Here is a 17,176-nt window from a genome sequence, read left to right on the forward strand (position 1 = left end):
GCGGCTGCGCCGGGCAGACAGGAGCCGGGCAGCACAAAAGGCCGAGGATGACTGCGGAAGAAGTATGGGGTGCCCTGCGTGAAATTTGTCCTCCTGGGGTACGCCAAATAGGGCGATGCCAGGGTCTGGGGCAACAATGTCAGCATAGCCGATGCCGAGACAGACGGACAGGGATCCGAGGCCTTGCGTGCCCCCGGAAGCGGACCCTACTTATCAGCTGCTGAGCGGCACGTTGTCGATCAGCCGGACAGGCCCCACCTTGGCGGCGATGAGAGCCAGGCCTTCGCCGCGGAACGGGACTTTCCGGCAGTTCTCGGCCAGCGGCTCAAGGGTGAGCGGATCCACGACGTCGAAGTAGTCCAGTCCCACCAACGACTGCGATTCAACCATGGCCCGGGCCGATTCCAGATCAAGCGGCTGGTGGGCAGTTGCCCGCTCCGCCAGGAGCCGCAGCGCCCGTGACAACACCAGGGCGGCCTCGCGCTCCTCTGCGGAGAGGAACCGGTTGCGGCTGGACAGGGCGAGCCCGTCCGCGGACCGGACGGTGGGCACGGCGACAATTTCGACGGGGAAATTCAGGTCCGCCACCATGCGGCGCACCAGCGCCAGTTGCTGGGCGTCCTTTTGCCCGAAATAGGCCCGGTAGGCCGGCAGTCCCCCGACGCCGGAGGCAAACGCACCGGCCGGCGGAAGCCCTGAGCCGGGGATGCAGTAGTGCAGCAGCTTGGCAACCACGGTGAGGGCGCCGTCGAAATGGCCCGGCCGTGAGGAGCCTTCCCACTTTTCCCCCAGGGAGCCGGCGGTCACGCGGACCAGCGGCTCGCCGCCGGGATAGACCTCTTCCACCGGAGGCGCAAACACGAGGTCCACGCCCTGTTCCCCAAGCAGGGCAAGATCGGCGTCGAGCGTGCGCGGGTACCGGTCCAGATCCACCGCATCGCCGAACTGGAGCGGGTTCACAAAGATGGACGCCACCACTACGTCGTTCTGTTCGACGGCGGTGCGCGCCAGCCGGGCGTGGCCTTCGTGCAGCGCGCCCATGGTGGGCACCAGGCCCTGCGACCTGCCCGCCTTCTGCGCGAGCAGCCGGGCACTCGCCTCCCTGAGCTCTGCGGCAGTTGTCACCAGTTGCGTGGCCATGTCAGTTTCCCTCTTCCAGGGCCGCGCGGAGGGCCCCCACTTGATCCTCTTTGAGCAGCCCCCGGCTGCTGGCCCGCCGTGCCGTGGCGCGGGCCATGGCGAGGTAAGCCTCCAGCACATCGCCGTGCGCACCGGCGTCGTACTCCCTTAACGCCTCGGCGTGGGCCGCCACTGTCCCCACATCGCCGCGGGCCACCGGCCCGGTCAGCGCCGATTCGCCTGAGGCGAGCGCGTTCTCCAGCGTGGCCCGCAGCAAAGGCCCCAGCATCCGCTCCGGCGCGTCGACGCCAACGTCGCGGAGTAGCTGCGAAGCCTGCGCCACCAGGGTGACCATATGGTTCGAGCCATGGGCGAGGGCCGTGTGGTAAAGCGTCCGGTCCCCCTCGGCGATGGCCACGGGTTCGGCACCCATCTCCACTACCAGCGCCTGCGCAATGGGCAGCATCGCGGCATCTGCGGTCACGCCGAAGGTGCAGTCCAGGAGGCGGGTCAGGTCCAGGCTCATGCCCGTGAACGTCATGGCGGGGTGCAGTGCAAGAGGGATGGCTCCGGCGGCGCGCACCGGGCGAAGCACCCCCACGCCGAACCTTCCTGAGGTGTGCGCCACGATCTGTCCGGGCTGCCACGCCCCGAGTTTGGCGAGGCCGTCCACCAGCCCGGCGAGGGCATCGTCGGGCACAGCGAGGAGCACCAGTTCGGACCGTTCCACAATCTCCTGGATCTCCAGGATGGGCACGCCCGGCAGGAGCGTCTCCGCCCGCTCACGGCTGGCCTCTGACACCGCGGAAACCCCGACGACGGCGTGCTCGGCCGAGCGCAACGCCGCGCCAAGGACGGCGCCAACTTTCCCGGCACCGATGATTCCGACGCCAAGGCGCCCGGGCTTAGCCACGTTGCGTGCCTTCCTGTTGGGGACTGGTTTCGACAGGCTCAACCACCGGAGCGGGCTCAACCACCGGACTAGCGGTTTCGCTCCCCACCCGCTCCCTAACCTCGCGAGCTCGGTCAGGGAACCCTGCGGTCGTGGCCCCAGGCTCAACCACCGGAGCGGGCGCCACCGTTGCCAGCCATTGTTCACTGGTCTGCCGCTTGCGGGCGAGCCGGGCGCGGGCAGACTGGGCATCAAAGAGCGCCCGGGCCTCGTCAAGCCCGGCCTGGGTGAGCCGCGGCGAGACCGGTCCCGCCGTGGTGTGCAGTACGAGGTCCGCCACACGGAACCGCCGCGCGAGCGGACCCTGGTGCAGTGCCATGGACTGGGTGCGCTGGTGCGGGACCACCACCAGTTCCCGCCACCACCGGCCCGAGCGGATCAGCAGGGCAGTGTCAGTGGTGGCGAAGCCGTTGCGGCGCCAGCCCAGCGGCGCGAGGAACCTGCCGCGGCGCGGCGTGGTGACGAAACCGCCGTCGGAATCCAGCCCCGAGAGCCCGGCAGCGAAGATGCGTCCGGGTTCAGGCGTACCGGGATCCGGCAGCACGAGTGCGAGCATGCTCATCACGTCGGCCAGCTTGCCCACGGGCAGCAAGGTGGTCCGGGACGACGTCTCGCCGTTGCCACCAATCGCGCCGTACCCGGCCACGTTGACCTGGATCCGGTACCAGCCGAAGATCCGCCACAGCGGGGACTGGGCCACTTTCAGCGCCTGGACCCTGCCCGGGGGCAGCGTCTGCGCCTGCGTGTCCAGCAGCCCGTAGCGGAGCCGGATCCCGTCCGGCGAAATGGCGGCCGTGAAGTTGTAGCCCTTGTTAAAGAAGCCCCAGTAGCTGGCGGCAAGGCCCAGCACCGCCGGGATCAGGTAGAAGAAGAAGCCGCGGTTGTCCGTCACGGCGGACAGGATCACGGCGGCGATGCCGCCCACCACCACAAAAAAGCTCTGCTCACTGAGCAGCAGGGAACCGATAAGGCGCGACGGCGGCACGGACAGGACCGGATATTCGGGCGCCTCCGGCGCGGCCTCCTGCGGCCGGGCCGGGTCCGGGATCACGCCTGCGGCCCGCGCCAGGATGGTGGCCCGGAGCTGGCGGGCGTCGTCCATCCGCAGGTAGGCCAGTTTGACGGCCGATTCACCGGCGTCGGCCACCTCGAACTTGAGTTCGGCCAGGCCGAAGATCCTGGCAAGCAGGGGCTGGACGATATCGATGGCCTGGACGCGGTCCAGCCGGGCCTGGCGCTGCTGGCGGAAGATGAAGCCGGAGTTGACCCGGACGTACCCTTCGGCGACCTGGTACTTGGTGAAGTACCAGGTCAGGATGAAGCCCAGCACGGTCATCACGAGGATGATGCCGCCGCCGGCCACCAGCCAGGGTGCCCGGCCGGCGAAGTCCTCCTCGAACAGAGGACGGCCTTGCAGCAACCGTTCGAAAAAGTCCCGCCCGAAGAAGAAACCAATGGCCGCCAGGGCCACCCAGCCGCGCACAAATGGGGACGCCGGGTGCACACGCAGCCACTCGCCGTCGGGCGCCACCGGAACCGCAGTCGGTGCGCCGGCCTCCGGAACGTTTGCCGTCACAGCCCTGCCAGCCTCGCTTCACCGCGGGCAGCGAGTTGCTCGCGCAGGCGTGCCCCTTCCGCAGCGGGCAGGCCGGGGATGGTGGCGTTGGTTCCGGGCGAGGCGGTGTGGAGTTTGAGCGTGCAGAGTCCCAGCCCGCGTTCCACCGGGCCCACGCCGATGTCCACGTATTGCATGCGGCCGTAGGGAACCGTCATGGTCCGTTGGAAGAAAATGCCGCCGCGGATCAGCAGGTCATCGTCGCGCTCGGCGTAACCGATGGCGCGCACCTGGCGCGGAATCAGCAGCAGCCGCCAGATGGCCAGAACCAGAGTCACTGCCGGGACTGTGATGGCCAGCCACAGGGGCGGCCACCGCCACCAGCCGAGCAGGACCAAGATGAGTGGCAGGCTCAGGACGATCACCGTGACCAGGTTACCGATGGCCCACTGCACCAGCCGCACCGTGACGTATTTCGGGGATACCCGCTGCCAGGTAATGCCCGGCGGATCAATCGCCTCTGTACGCATATTCGCCTTCCCCTGCGGCTTCGCCGCGTACCCCGCGGCCGGGTTTCCCCTCACCGGGCGTTGCATCGGTGTCTTCGGGCGGGATCTTGCAGAACCGCTCCACCAGCAGGCCGACGACGATCATCACTAGTCCGCCGGCAGCGATCGCGACTGCCACCCAGGTGATGCCCTGGTCGCTGCGCAGGTTCCAGATCCGCAGCTGGTCCAGGAAGATTCCAACATGCCAGCCCAGCAGGACGGTGCCCGCGTAAGCGCACGCCTGGGCCAGCACCAGGGTCCTTGCGGCCAGGATCGGGTCCAATGCCTTTTTGCGTTTGGTGCTGTTGCGCCACCGGAGCACACGGATGCCGAGCACCAGGGTGATGGCGACAATCACGCCCATGGTGGCCAGCGCGGTAGCCGGAAGAACCGGTGTGGCCATGCTGTAGCGTGTGGTCACCACGGTGGCGGACCAGCCGGCCACGGTCAGGACCAGGCCGATCAGCAGCAGGCGGACAGGGTTGATGGGCTTCACCGGTTACTCGACCGCCCCGGCTGTGGGGACGCCGTCGTAATCGCCGAAACCGTCGAACGGGGCAAGGTCGTCAAAGTCGGGGGCACGGGCAGCCAGCTCGCTGATGCGTTCCCCGCCCAGGGTGGCCGCCGGCTCGATCAGCGACCACGGATACAGCACAAAGGCGCGTCCGGCCGCGCGCGGGTGCGGCAGGGTCAGCACCGGGTCGTCACTGGTGAGGTCGCCGTAGGTGATGATGTCGACGTCGAGCGTCCGCGCCCCCCAGCGCACTTCACGCACGCGGAGGTGCTTGTTTTCCACGGCCTGGCAGTGCTTCAGCAGTTCCGCCGGGGACAGCGTGGTTTCCACGGTGATGATCATGTTCAGGAAGTCGGGCTGGCCGGCCGGGCCGCCCACGGCTTTGGTCTGCACCACCGGGGAAACGGCCTGCAGCCGGACCTCCGGCGGGTCCACCAGGTCGGCAACGGCCTCGGACAGGGTGTCGTTCCGCTCGCCCAGGTTGCTGCCGAGGGCCAGGACGGCTTTGGTGTACCCGCCGCTCATGGCCGCTCCCGGTGCACGCTGACAGCCACATCCCCGAAGGGCACCTCGATGGGTGCCTTGGGCTTGTGGACGGTGATGTCCACGGCCTGGATGGTGAATTCGGCGAGCAGGCCATCGGCGATCCGGACGGCCAGTGCCTCGATCAGGTTCAGCGGCTCCCCCGTGATCCAGTCCTTGATCCGCTCAGCCACTTCGCCGTAGTGGGCAGTGTCCCGGACGTCGTCAGATACTGCGGCCTTGGCGAAGTCCAGGTGCAGCACGGCGTCCACCACAAACGGCTGGCCCTCACGGCGCTCGAAATCGAAGACTCCGTGATGGCCGACGGCGGTGACACCGCTCAGCGTGATCCTGTCCATGGGTGCCCGGCCTAGGTGGTGGTAGGGGCGGCGGCCATCCGCGCGGCCACCTTGACGGCGTCAAGGCTTGGAGCGACGTCGTGCACACGGACGGCCCAGGCCCCCCGGAATGCGCTGATCGCGGTGATGGCGGCCGTGGCGGCGCCGCGCTCCTCGGGGGCGGCGGACTTGCCGGCGACCGTGAGGAGTGTGCCCAGGAAACGCTTGCGGGAAGCGGCCACCAGAACCTTGTGCCCCAGACTGTCCAGCTGGTCCAGGTGCTGCAGGAGCTCCCAGTTCTGGGCGTCGTTCTTGGCGAACCCCAGGCCCGGGTCAATGATGATCTGCTCTTTGCTCACCCCGGCTGCGTAGAGCTTGTCGCGGACGCCTGCCAGTTCAGCCACCACTTCGCCGGCCACGTCCTGGTATTGGGCCAGGGAGTCCATGGTGCGGGCGTCGCCGCGGCGGTGCGTGAGCACATAGGGGACCTTGGACGCGGCCACGAGCTCGGCCATCTCAGGTTCGATGGTCAGCCCGGAAACATCGTTGATGATAGCGGCGCCGGCCTTCAGGGCAGCGGCGGCCGTGGCGGCGTGGGTGGTGTCGATGCTGACCAGGGCTCCCGCCTTGACCAGGGCCTCGATGACGGGGATCACCCGGCGCTGTTCTTCCTCCGGGCTGACCTCCTCCGCGCCGGGGCGCGTCGATTCGCCGCCGACGTCGATGATGTCCGCTCCGGCGTAGAACATCCGCAGGCCCGCCGCGATGGCAGTGTCCGCCGTCGGGTGCTTTCCGCCGTCGCTGAAGGAGTCCGGGGTGACATTCAGGATGCCCATGACCAGGGTGCGGCCGGTGGGCAGGTCCGCGAATTTCGCGGCCGGGCGCGGTTTGCGCAGGATGGGCAGCGGAGATGTTGCGGGCCCGGTTCCCGGGGCTGCAGCGAGTGAGTCCATGGTCTGATACTTACCTTCCGAGGATGAGGCTCATGGCTTCGGCACGGGTGGCCGGGTCATGAAGCTGCCCGCGGACCGCGCTGGTGACGGTCTTTGCTCCGGGCTTACGGACACCGCGCATGGACATGCACATGTGTTCGCATTCGACAACGACAATCGCGCCACGCGGCTTGAGGTGGCTGACCATTGCTTCGACGATCTGGGTGGTGAGCCGCTCCTGCACCTGGGGGCGCCGGGCGTAGATGTCCACGAGGCGTGCCAGCTTGCTGAGCCCGGTCACTTTGCCGTCATGGGAGGGAATGTAGCCGACGTGGGCAACCCCGTGGAACGGCACGAGGTGGTGCTCACATGTGGAGTAGAACGGGATGTCCTTGACCAGGACCAGTTCTTCGTGGTCCAGGTCGAATTTGGTGGAGAGGACGTCCGCCGGGTCAAGGTGCAACCCTGAGAACACCTCGGCGTAGGCCTTGGCCACCCGCCTGGGGGTGTCTACGAGGCCGCCGCGGTCCGGGTCCTCGCCGATGGCCAGGAGGATTTCACGGACGGCCGCCTCAATTCGGGGCCGGTCCACCTTCTCGTGCTTTTTGTGGTGGGAGCCGTCCTCCGCCGGGTGTCCGGCGGAGGCGGGAGCGTCGTCGTCGTCGAAGTGAGTCACAGGAGAAAGCTTAGCCGTGCGTGGCGTCAGGCCCCGAGTCGGGGATGCCGCCCTGGAATGCGGCGTCATCCGGGACACCCTGCGGGTGCAGCGGCTGCGCGTCCAGCGGTTCCTCGAGGCGGGCGTGCTTGGCTTCCTCCTGGGCTTCGCGCTCAGATTTCTCAAGGCGGGATTCCACAGGGCCGGCCTTCTGGACCGGACGGGTCTCCTTGGACAGCCACACCTCGCGGAAGTCACGCTTGCGGATGTCCGTGAAGATGTGGGCGATTTCGGCCTGGTTGAGGGTTTCCCGTTCCAGGAGTTCCAGGGCCAGCTGGTCCAGGACGTCCCGGTTGTCGGTGAGGATGGCGTAGGCCTCGTCATGCGCCTGGTCGATCAGGCGGCGCACTTCCTCATCCACCACGTAGGCGATCTGGTCGGAGTAGTTGCGCTCGTGGCCGGCGTCGCGGCCCAGGAAGGGTTCGCCGCCGCCCTGGCCCAGGCGTACTGCGCCGACTCGCTCGCTCATACCGTACTCGGTGACCATCTTGCGGGCCGTGGAGGTGGCCTTTTCGATGTCATTGGAGGCTCCAGTGGACGGATCGTGGAAGACGATCTCCTCCGCCACGCGGCCGCCCATCGCGTAGGCCATCTGGTCCAGCAGTTCGTTGCGGGTGATGGAGTACTTGTCATTCTCCGGGACCACCATGGTGTAGCCCAGGGCACGGCCGCGGGGCAGGATGGTGATCTTGGTGACCGGCGCGGAATTCCGCAGCGCGGCCGCCACCAGTGCGTGTCCGCCCTCATGGTACGCGGTGATTTTGCGCTCGTGTTCTTTCATCACGCGGCTGCGCTTCTGCGGGCCGGCCATAACGCGGTCGATGGCCTCGTCCAGGGCGCGGTCATCGATGAGGTTGGCGTTGGAGCGCGCGGTCAGCAGGGCTGCCTCGTTCAGGACATTCGCGAGATCCGCACCGGTGTAGCCCGGGGTCTTCTTCGCCACGGCCTTGAGGTCAACGCCCGGGGCCATCGGCTTGCCCTTGGCGTGCACCTGCAGGATCTGGTCGCGGCCGATCAGGTCCGGGGCGTCCACCGAGATCTGGCGGTCAAAACGGCCCGGACGGAGCAGTGCCGGGTCCAGGACGTCGGGGCGGTTGGTGGCAGCGATAAGGATGACGTTGGTTTTAACGTCGAAGCCGTCCATTTCAACCAGCAACTGGTTGAGGGTCTGCTCGCGTTCGTCATTGCCGCCGCCGATGCCGGCACCGCGGTGCCGGCCGACGGCGTCGATCTCGTCGACAAAGATAATGGCCGGAGAGTTGGCCTTGGCCTGCTCAAAAAGGTCGCGGACACGGGACGCGCCCACGCCGACAAACATTTCCACGAAGTCCGAGCCGGAGATGGAGAAGAACGGCACGCCGGCCTCACCGGCGACGGCACGGGCCAGGAGGGTCTTGCCGGTTCCCGGAGCACCGTACAGCAGCACGCCCTTGGGGATCTTGGCGCCTACGGCCTGGAACTTGGCCGGTTCCTGCAGGAACTCCTTGATTTCCTGGAGCTCCTCCACAGCCTCGTCCGCGCCGGCTACGTCAACGAAGGTCACCTGCGGCATGTCCTTGTTGACCATCTTTGCCTTGGACTTGCCGAACTGCATGATCTTCGAGCCGCCGCCCTGCATCCGGGTCATCAGGAACCAGAACAGTGCTCCGAGCAGGATGACAGGGATGAGCAGCGAGAGCAGGCCGGAGAACCAGTTGCTTTCGATCGGCTGGTCCGTGTAGCCGTTCGCGGGGTTGGCAGCGGTGACTGCTTTGACCACGTCGATGGCGCGGGCGTCGACGAAGAAGAACTGGACACTCTTGCCCTTGTCCTGCCCGTTGACATCCAGGTTGTCCTTGAGGGTCAGGTCAACGCGGTTTTCGCCGTCGAAGATCTTTGCCTGCTCAACCTTGCCGCTGTCGGCGAGGAGCTCAAGGCCCTTGTCCGTATCGATCCGTGCCGCACCACCGGGAGCCAGTGTTGCAAAAGCCACGAGAAGCATGGCGATCACAACAACGATCCAGATGCCCGGGCCCTTGAAGAAACTCTTAGCTTTCATCTGTTCGGGGGCTGGCCCCGTCCCTCCTGGTAGTGCTGCACGGCGAGTGAGTCTACGCGCGTGTGGTGCTGCATCAGCTACTAGCTATACACCGTTCGGAGTAATTCACGCACGGTGCCGCGCAAAAGTTCCCTCTGGGCGTAGCGGGATCCGGCGGCGGTCCCACAGATCCCCGGGTCACCAAGGGGCAGTCCAGAACCGTGGGATGCAGCGCAAGTCCGGCCAGATCGACTTTGCCTTCGATGGCGTCAATCAGTGTGCCTGTGGCCCAGGCACCCATTTCGTAGTGCGGCAGGGCCACCGTAGTGAGGCCCGGATGGAGGTTGCCGGCGATGAGCTCCTGATCATCGAAGCCCACAATGGACAGGTCAGCGGGGACGGAAAGCCCCCAGCTCGGCCGCGGCCCGGTAGGCGCCCATGGCCATTCGGTCGTTATAGCAAAAGATGCCGGTGGGAGGTTTGCTGAGCTGCAGCATCCGTAGTGCTGCCTCGTAGCCGCCCTGCACCTCGGATGGTCCGGTTTGAACGGGGGCGGCAGCGCCGTCGAGCCCTGCCTCCGATAAGGTGTCCGCGAATCCGCGGAGGCGGCCGTGGCTGGAAGGCACGTCATCGGTGCTGTTAAGAAAGCCGATGCGTGTGTGCCCGGCGGCCAGCAGGGCTGTGACCGCCGTTTTGGCCCCGCCTTCTTCGTCGGGGACAACGGCGGCGATGGTTGGCCCGCTGCTGACCGCGTCCACCAGGACCGCTGGGACCGTGCCGAGGTTCCCTGGAACATCCAGAATTCGGTGGTACATAGTGGCGTACAGGATGCCGTCCACCCGCCGCTCCAGAAGCGCCTCAACGTCTGCATTTCGGGATCCAGGGCTGGCCGAAATGGAAGTGTTGACGATCATGAGGTTGTAGCCGCGGGCACGCGCCGCGTCGTCTGCGCCAAGAATGATCCTGCCTGCATGGGGCGTGGTGGCGATGTCCTCACTGACCAGTCCAAGTAACCCCGTGCGCCGCGTACGGAGCGCCTGGGCCAGGCGGTTGGGGCCGTAGCCGAGCTGCGCCGCTGCAGACTTCACTCTCGCCCGGGTCTCGCTGCTGATCCGCGCGTACGAGACATCATTCAGCACGTGCGAGACGGTGGTGACGGACACTCCGGCGGCGACTGCTACGTCCTTGATGCCAATGTTCTTGTTGCTCAACTTCTCTCCCCCGACCGCTTAAATGCAGCGAGATGGCATTTCACGGCAGTGTCCGTTGGTGCGACTGCCGTGAATTGCCATCTCGGCGAGAGCGGCTACTCGTAAACGTGCGGGGCGAGCGTGCCCACGAAGTCCAGGTTGCGGTACTTCTCGGCGTAGTCCAGGCCGTAGCCCACCACGAACTCGTTGGGGATGTCGTAGCCGACGTACTTGACGTCGATCTCCACCTTGGCGGCCGTGGGCTTGCGGAAGGCGGTGCAGATCTCCACGGAAGCGGTGCCGCGGGATTCCAGGTTGGTCTTGAGCCAGGACAGGGTCAGGCCGGAGTCAATGATGTCTTCGACGATCAGGACGTCCTTGCCCATCAGGTCCGTGTCCAGGTCCTTGAGGATCCGGACAACACCCGAGGACTGGGTGCCGGAGCCGTAGGAGGACACTGCCATCCAGTCCATCGAAACGTGGCTGTGGAGCGCGCGGGCGAGGTCGGCCATAACCATCACAGCGCCCTTGAGTACACCGACCAGAAGGATTTCGCGGCCTTCGTAGTCCTTGTCGATCTGCGCAGCGAGCTCAGCGATCCGCTGTTGGATCTGTTCCTTGGTGTAGAGAACGTGCTTGAGGTCTGCCTGGACGTCGTTTGAATCCACCAATGGCTCCTGTGTAGATGCGGGGTGCGACTATTCTTGGGGCGGTTTTTGAGGCCGGAATACTAGCTTCCCACAGCGGGCCGCTTCACGGGGAACGGGGGCGCCGCCGTCGGGACCGTCGGGCCGCGTTTCCGCAGCGTCCCGCTGGGCCAGCTCGGCGAGGGACAGCCGGTACACGCTCACCCCGCCAGGCAGCTCCACGGGACCGGCGGAACCCTGCCGGCGCAGCAGCGCTTCTGCCGCCAGAAGGCGCTGGTAGCTGGGCTGTTGACCCCCGACGTCGGCCGCTGCCTTGGCGATGACCCGGAACCTGATGGCCGGGGAAAGTTCCCCCAAAGCCTCCTCCGGGAGGCTGACCTCCGGTCCGGAACGCTCGGCCAAGGCTGCAAATGTGCGATCTGCCACGTCCTCCAGATAGTCGGCATCCAGCTGCAGGATGGACGCTGTCCGGGCCAGAGATTCAGCCACGCCGGGCCCGAGTTTTTCCTCGAGCATCGGCAGTACTTCCACCCGTGTCCGGGAGCGGGCAAACGACGGGTCCGCATTGCTGGGATCGTGCCAGGCCTCGAGGTCTTCGACATCGCAGATCTCCAGGGTGTCTGCGCGGCGCAGGCCAAGGAACGGCCGCAGCAAGAGGCCGCGGGCAGGCCGCATGCCGGCCAGCGAGCGCGTGCCGGAGCCGCGGGCAAGACCCAGCAGGACCTGTTCGGCCTGGTCGTCCAGCGTGTGGCCGAGCAGGATCGCCGCGGCTCCGTGCTCCTGGGCTGCCGCCTCCAACGCTGCATGGCGGGCATCCCGGGCGGCGGCCTCCGGGCCCATCCCGGTGCTGGCGACGGTGACGGACCGGAGGTCCACCGGGGAAAGACCCAGTTCCTTCAGCGCGTGGACAGCGGCGGCAGCCACCTGGGCCGAGCCCTCCTGCAGCTGGTGGTCAACCACGACGGCGCCGACCGTCAGTGGGTGCCCGTCAACGTGGCCGCGGCGGCCGAAATAGGCCGCCACCGCTGCGAGGGCCAGCGAATCCGGGCCACCGCTGCAGGCCACGAGCACGTGGGCCGGATAGCCGGCGTCCGCCAAGGCGTTCTGGACCATTTTGCGCGCCTTGCCGACGACGGGCGCGAGCCGGCCAGGCCGTCGTCGTCCGCTTGAAGCCGTGCGGGCTTCCGGCACTTTTGGGGCGTCCGGCACGTTTGGGGAGTGCGGCACCTACAAGCCCATCCGGTCGACCCACAGCTTGGCGTCGTGGATTTCCGGCTCAGTGGGAAGGTTGTCCGCGGATTCCCACACCCGGTTAAAGCCCTCCATGCCGGCCACGTCCACCACGGCACGGACAAACTTGGCGCCGTCGGAATACTGGCGCATCTTGGCGTCCAGGCCCAGGAGGCTGCGGATGAATTTCTCCATCACGCCGCGGTCCTTGCCGCGGTCGGTGAAGCGCTGCCGGATGGTCCTGACGGAAGGGACGATGCTGGCGTCGACGGCGTCCATCACAACGTTGGCGTGGCCCTCCAGCAGGCTCATCACGGCCGTCAGGTGGGACAGTGACGCCTTTTCCTCGGGGTTCTGCAACAGGTCCAAGATGGCGCCGCGGCCGGGAGTATTGCCGGTGGCGGTCCGGTCCTTGAGGGAACGCGCGGCGGCGGAGGCACGCTCCATCAGCGAATCAACGTTGCCCAGCAGGTGCCCGCTGAGGTTGTCGATCTCGGAAAGCATGTGGTGGCGGAGCCAGGGCGCAGCCGCGAACTGCACCCGGTGAGTCTGTTCGTGCAGGCAGACCCAGAGCCTGAAATCGTCCGGCGCGACGTTGAGCTCGCGCTCCACAGCCACGATGTTGGGCGCCACAAGCAGCAGGCGGCCGGCGGCGGGCGCTTTGGAACCTTCGGCGAGCGCGGCGAAGGGATCGTACTGGCCCAGGACCTTGCTGGACAGGAACGCCAAGACAGCGCCGAGCTGGCTGCCCGTGATGGCGCCGCTGACGCTGGCCGCCGCCGGGCTGACGTTGCCGTGGCGGCTTTCGAGCATTTTGTCCATGGCGGGTTTGAGCATCACGGCGAAGCTCTGTGTGTTTGCCTTGGCCCAGCTGGCCCGGTCCACCACCAGGACAGAGGAGTCGCGGAGGTCCCGTGCAGCTTCGAGGCCCGTGATTTCGTGGACGTGCGGGACGGAGGCGTCCGCGAGGCGGCGCAGGCTGTCCACGGCTTCGCCGATTTCCGCCGAGTTGAGGGTTGGCCCCGCCGAGGCCAGCCGGGCGGCCGTGGACGCGGCCAGGTCCCAGTTGATCAGGGCCTGGGCCGGGCTGGATGATGCCGGGGCTGACGAATCACGCGCAGTGGACTCCATAGTCCCCATCACATCACAGCGGACGGCGGATGGTCCTTAAGTTCGCTGACCGGCGAACGGCTCGGGGCTGCGCCTGTGGTCCGTTTCAGAAATCGGCCGGTTGCGCTGTCCTTCACTCGCGTCACGGAGTCTTGGTGGCAACTTCGGCAGGAGCCGTCTTGGCGTAGACGTCCTTACTGACCTCATATCCGTGCTGGTCGAGCTCAAGTGCTTGTTTATTGACGTCGGCCAGTTGGGCGTCGGAGAGCAGTTCGATTTTTTCGAGGTCCAGGGTTTCCTGTTTCACGCCACCCTCGGCTGTCACCCTTACCAGCCCAGTGCCGGCTGAATAGAACTTACGCTGGTGGCCTACATCCGGTTCCAGCGGATTGTGCTCATCAATCACCAGCACGCCTCCGTAGCAGTCGGTGGGGACGCATAGCGCTACGTTGTCCTCGTAGGCACGCGCGCAATCGAGGAAACCCACTGAAGCCGCGTGAGCCTGAACATATTCCGGCGTGCCGGTCCGTGGCTGCGCTTGCATTGCAATACCGGCTTGGCTCCCCGAAATCCCGTGGATGAAAGTATTCGGCGCCCCAATAAATTTATCGTTTTCGAACTCCTCGGGATACTCACCGAAGAGCCAAACCGCTCCAGCGTTATCCTGGGCAAAGAAGGCCAACTCCGATTCAACCAGAGCCCCGTCCTGGTAATCGCGGTCCCACATCACCAAGGTTTTCACACCGTCAATGACCTTGGTCAGGCCGGTTACGGTGTGTGTAACCGTCCGGTCGGTGGTGCCATCTTCAGCGGCTACCGTACCGGTGGTGGTGTACGTTGTGCCTGGCTTTAGCGGAAACCACTTGTTGTCGATCGTCGGAGAGCCTTGGAAGGCGGTCTTGTCGAAGTTGACCGCAGACCCTGGCCCGCACAGCTCTGGCGCCTGCGACGTCGCTGTCGCTGTCGGTGATGCCGGCTCCGAAGTGCCGGTGGAGTTGGGCTGCGCCTGCCCGGCATCCGGCGCCGCGCACGACGCCACAGTCGACATCGTCAGGAGGAGCGTGAAAGCGGAACTGAGGGCTAATAGTCGCCTACTTGGCTGGAACATGATTGTGGCCTTCACTGTCGGAATTCATTGCTTTCAGCAACTGCCACGGGCGCCCCGTTTTGGAGCTCACCGAGGGGCAGCGCTGTCGGAACCGCGCCGGGTCTGAGGCGATCCGAAGACGCCTTCTATGGGGCGCGGCGAGCCGCCGAACGCGCGGCTTCGAGCACAAGGTCATGCCGTTCCGCGTCCTGGCGGGAGTGGGTGGGGGCGGCATCACGGAATTTGATCGGAAATGGACACCAGCCTCCCCCTTCATGACGTTTCCATGGCGGATGTCCTTTGCGTAGCCGAACACACGGAGTCCGCGTGTGGTTGAGCCTAGGGCTGGCCTCCGTCAGGTGTCACGAGTAGCCGGTACTTGTTTTTCCGCCCGCGGCGCCGCAAGTACTTGCTCCCAAAAGAGCAGGCCCGCATAACAGCGGTCAGGACCCGCACGAACGGTGTTGCCCGGCACCGCTATTGCGGCGCAGGGCAGCGGTAACGGTAGGAACCCGGTTGCGGTAGGAGCAGGTCAGCGGCAGCCGCAGGCGGCGAGCGCCGTGGCGGCCCGGTCCAGGGCTTCCCGGTTCCCGGCCGCGCCAGGCTTCAGGTCGTTGCCGATGAAGGAGAAGACCAGGAGCCGGCCGTCTGCGTCCACCACGTAGCCGCTGAGGGCGATGACCGAGTTCAGGGTCCCGGTCTTGGCCCGCACCAGGCCGGCGCCGCGGGCCGTGGAGCCATCGACGTAGCGGGTGTCCAGTGTTCCGGTCAGCCCCGCGACCGGAAATCCATCCAGCGCGGCCCGCAAACGGGTGTCGGTCCCGCTGGTGATGGCACGCACCACTTCCGCGAACTGGCGGGCAGAGACCTGGTTGGCCAGCGCCAGCCCGGACACGTCCGCCAGCCGCATGGTGTCCGTAGGGATGCCCAAATCCGCGAGCTGTGCGCGGACTGCTCCGGTGGCGCCGTCGTGGCTGGCGGGCTCGCCCGCAGCCGCCGAGGCCATCCGGCCCAGGACCTCCGCCAGGTAGTTGTCCGAGGTCTGCAGCATAAGGTCCACCTGCTGGCCGACCGTGGCGGACCGGACCTCGGCAAGGACCGCCGGCTCTTCTGCCGGGGGCGCATCGCCCGAAGGCGCGGTGTAACGTCCGAGGCCGGCCGCTACCGTGAGTCCCGCAGCGGCACCTGCCGTCTTGAGCTGCGCGGCAAACGCCTCGGCGGCGGTGATTGCCGAGTCCTGCGGGCGGGGGCCGGTGGTCACGGCCGGGTCAAAGCGCGCCGAATTCAGCGCCAGCGGGTACAGCGGGGCAACCTCGCCCGCGGCAACGTCCCCGTCTGCCCAGGCGGGGTTCAGCGTTGGGCCGGTGAACAGGGAGTCGTCCACCAGGACCGTCAGCTCGCCGGTTGTTCCTGCGGTTTGGAGCGCGTTCACGGTGGCGGTGGCGAGGGTGGCGAGTCCGGCGTGGCCCATCACCTGGTTGGGCGCGGATTCCCCGGCACCCATGAGGACGTCGCCGCCGCCGGTGAGCACCACCTGATTGGCAGCGGGCCCGGCCAGGACCTTGGTGCTGAAACGGTGGTCCGGCCCGATTGCCCGGAGGGCGGCCACGGCAGTGAGCAGCTTCATATTGGAGGCGGGGATCCGGCTCTCCGAACCGCCGCGGTCAAACAGGACCTGGCCAGTGAGCGCATCCTGGACCAGCCCTGTGAAGCTGCCGTCGCCGTCGGGCTTTAACAATCCGTCCAATTGAGCGGCGACTGCGGAGGGCAGCGGCACGGGCGCCGACTCCGTGAGCGGAGAAAGGCCCATTCTTGCGGAAAGCGCGGTGGGGGCCTGCTGCCAGGCGGGCACTTCGGGTGTCGCCGCAGGAGGCGGGCTGACGAAAGCAGGGGCAACCAGCCATGCGGCGGGGAGGGCCAGCATAACGATCACGGCCAGGAGCAGCGCGGTGGGCCAGGCTCGCAGCCCGCGCCGGAGGGTGTGCCGGAATGCCGCCCTTATCCCTGCGGGACGCGATGTTTCCTTCATGCTGCTGTTGGTCCTCAAGTCCTGAAATTTCCCCGCAAGTTCCTGAAACCTGGGCCTCTCGCTATATCCTCAATAGTAGTCGGCGGCACCGACACTCCTTTTTGTTGTTCGTCTCCTGTGCCGCGAACCCCCTGCAATTGCCGAGGAGCATTCCATGAAGCATGACGTGACCATCGAGATCCCCAAGGGATCTCGCGTCAAGTACGAAGTTGACCACGAGACCGGCCGCGTCCGCCTGGACCGCGTCCTCTTCACCTCCATGCAGTACCCCACGCACTACGGTTTCTTCGAGAACACCCTGGGCGAAGACGGCGACCCGCTGGACGCACTGGTGCTCCTGCAGGACTTCGATCTGCACCCCGGTGTCATCGTTGAGTCCCGTCCCATCGGCGTTTTCAACATGACCGACGACGGCGGCGGCGACGCCAAGGTCCTGTGCGTCCCGGTTGACGCCCGCTTTGACCACATCCAGGAGATCAGCGATGTCAGCGAATTCCTGATCAAGGAAATCGAGCACTTCTTCACCCGTTACAAGGACCTGGAGCCGGGCAAGTGGGTCAAGGCTGAGGGCTGGGGCGACCGCGCCGCCGCCGAGGCCGAGCTGGAAGCCTCCATCAAGCGTTACGTGCCGGCAGCGCACTAGCGCCAGTCCGACGGCGGGTGCCGGGTTC

The 17,176-nt window shown here is 66.6% G+C and carries 16 protein-coding genes and 1 pseudogene; 1 reads left to right on the forward strand and 16 read right to left on the reverse strand.

From position 1 onward, the window contains the following. Positions 1–213: 213 nt before the first annotated feature. The 16 genes and pseudogenes from ACX80V_RS13790 to dacB all read right to left on the reverse strand — a co-directional run bounded on the left by ACX80V_RS13790 (position 214) and on the right by dacB (position 16,505). Positions 214–1,140, reverse strand: coding sequence for a 4-phosphopantoate--beta-alanine ligase (locus tag ACX80V_RS13790; RefSeq protein WP_485843619.1), 927 nt, complete (start codon positions 1,138–1,140; stop codon positions 214–216). Position 1,141: 1 nt separating this feature from the next. Further along, complete coding sequence (locus tag ACX80V_RS13795; protein ID WP_485837899.1) at positions 1,142–2,032, reverse strand: Rossmann-like and DUF2520 domain-containing protein; 891 nt, start codon at positions 2,030–2,032, stop codon at positions 1,142–1,144. Next, positions 2,025–3,647, reverse strand: coding sequence for a PH domain-containing protein (locus ACX80V_RS13800; RefSeq protein ID WP_485843620.1), 1,623 nt, complete (start codon positions 3,645–3,647; stop codon positions 2,025–2,027). The genes ACX80V_RS13795 and ACX80V_RS13800 overlap by 8 nt, the downstream gene beginning before the upstream one ends. Then, positions 3,644–4,156 (reverse strand): PH domain-containing protein, encoded by a 513-nt coding sequence (locus tag ACX80V_RS13805; RefSeq protein WP_485843621.1) that lies wholly within the window; start codon positions 4,154–4,156, stop codon positions 3,644–3,646. The genes ACX80V_RS13800 and ACX80V_RS13805 overlap by 4 nt, the downstream gene beginning before the upstream one ends. Beyond that, positions 4,137–4,670 carry a DUF3180 domain-containing protein gene (locus tag ACX80V_RS13810; protein ID WP_058930399.1) on the reverse strand — a complete coding sequence of 178 codons (534 nt, stop codon included), beginning with the start codon at positions 4,668–4,670 and terminating at the stop codon, positions 4,137–4,139. The genes ACX80V_RS13805 and ACX80V_RS13810 overlap by 20 nt, the downstream gene beginning before the upstream one ends. Before the next feature lie 3 nt (positions 4,671–4,673). After that, the gene (gene folK / locus ACX80V_RS13815; RefSeq protein WP_058930400.1) at positions 4,674–5,213 is read right to left on the reverse strand and encodes a 2-amino-4-hydroxy-6-hydroxymethyldihydropteridine diphosphokinase; all 540 of its coding nucleotides are present in this window, start codon (positions 5,211–5,213) and stop codon (positions 4,674–4,676) included. Beyond that, on the reverse strand, positions 5,210–5,569 hold the full coding sequence (gene folB / locus ACX80V_RS13820; protein ID WP_058930401.1) for a dihydroneopterin aldolase: 360 nt from the start codon (positions 5,567–5,569) through the stop codon (positions 5,210–5,212). The genes folK and folB overlap by 4 nt, the downstream gene beginning before the upstream one ends. Before the next feature lie 11 nt (positions 5,570–5,580). Next, a complete protein-coding gene (gene folP / locus ACX80V_RS13825) occupies positions 5,581–6,501 on the reverse strand; it encodes a dihydropteroate synthase (RefSeq protein WP_485843622.1) in 921 nt (306 codons plus the stop codon). Between the two features lie 10 nt (positions 6,502–6,511). Then, entirely contained in the window at positions 6,512–7,156 is a 645-nt protein-coding gene (gene folE / locus ACX80V_RS13830) for a GTP cyclohydrolase I FolE (RefSeq protein WP_485843623.1), read from the reverse strand. 10 nt (positions 7,157–7,166) lie between these two features. After that, positions 7,167–9,233, reverse strand: a complete 2,067-nt coding sequence (gene ftsH / locus ACX80V_RS13835; RefSeq protein WP_485843624.1) for an ATP-dependent zinc metalloprotease FtsH — start codon at positions 9,231–9,233, stop codon at positions 7,167–7,169. 73 nt (positions 9,234–9,306) lie between these two features. Further along, a pseudogene (locus ACX80V_RS13840) lies at positions 9,307–10,423 on the reverse strand (LacI family DNA-binding transcriptional regulator). Positions 10,424–10,518: 95 nt separating this feature from the next. Next, a complete protein-coding gene (gene hpt / locus ACX80V_RS13845; RefSeq protein ID WP_056347981.1) occupies positions 10,519–11,070 on the reverse strand; it encodes a hypoxanthine phosphoribosyltransferase in 552 nt (183 codons plus the stop codon). Positions 11,071–11,100: 30 nt separating this feature from the next. Next, positions 11,101–12,162 carry a tRNA lysidine(34) synthetase TilS gene (gene tilS, locus ACX80V_RS13850; protein WP_485843625.1) on the reverse strand — a complete coding sequence of 354 codons (1,062 nt, stop codon included), beginning with the start codon at positions 12,160–12,162 and terminating at the stop codon, positions 11,101–11,103. 114 nt (positions 12,163–12,276) lie between these two features. Continuing rightward, positions 12,277–13,410, reverse strand: a complete 1,134-nt coding sequence (locus ACX80V_RS13855) for a zinc-dependent metalloprotease (RefSeq protein ID WP_485843626.1) — start codon at positions 13,408–13,410, stop codon at positions 12,277–12,279. A 121-nt stretch (positions 13,411–13,531) separates the two neighbouring features. Then, positions 13,532–14,512, reverse strand: a complete 981-nt coding sequence (locus tag ACX80V_RS13860; RefSeq protein ID WP_485843627.1) for a hypothetical protein — start codon at positions 14,510–14,512, stop codon at positions 13,532–13,534. A 496-nt stretch (positions 14,513–15,008) separates the two neighbouring features. Further along, complete coding sequence (dacB, locus tag ACX80V_RS13865; RefSeq protein WP_485843628.1) at positions 15,009–16,505, reverse strand: D-alanyl-D-alanine carboxypeptidase/D-alanyl-D-alanine endopeptidase; 1,497 nt, start codon at positions 16,503–16,505, stop codon at positions 15,009–15,011. Between the two features lie 154 nt (positions 16,506–16,659). Here dacB and ACX80V_RS13870 point away from each other — a divergent pair, with 154 nt between their 5' ends. Continuing rightward, complete coding sequence (locus ACX80V_RS13870; protein WP_056347687.1) at positions 16,660–17,148, forward strand: inorganic diphosphatase; 489 nt, start codon at positions 16,660–16,662, stop codon at positions 17,146–17,148. Positions 17,149–17,176: the final 28 nt, after the last annotated feature.

This window comes from Pseudarthrobacter arbutini (assembly GCF_054510915.1).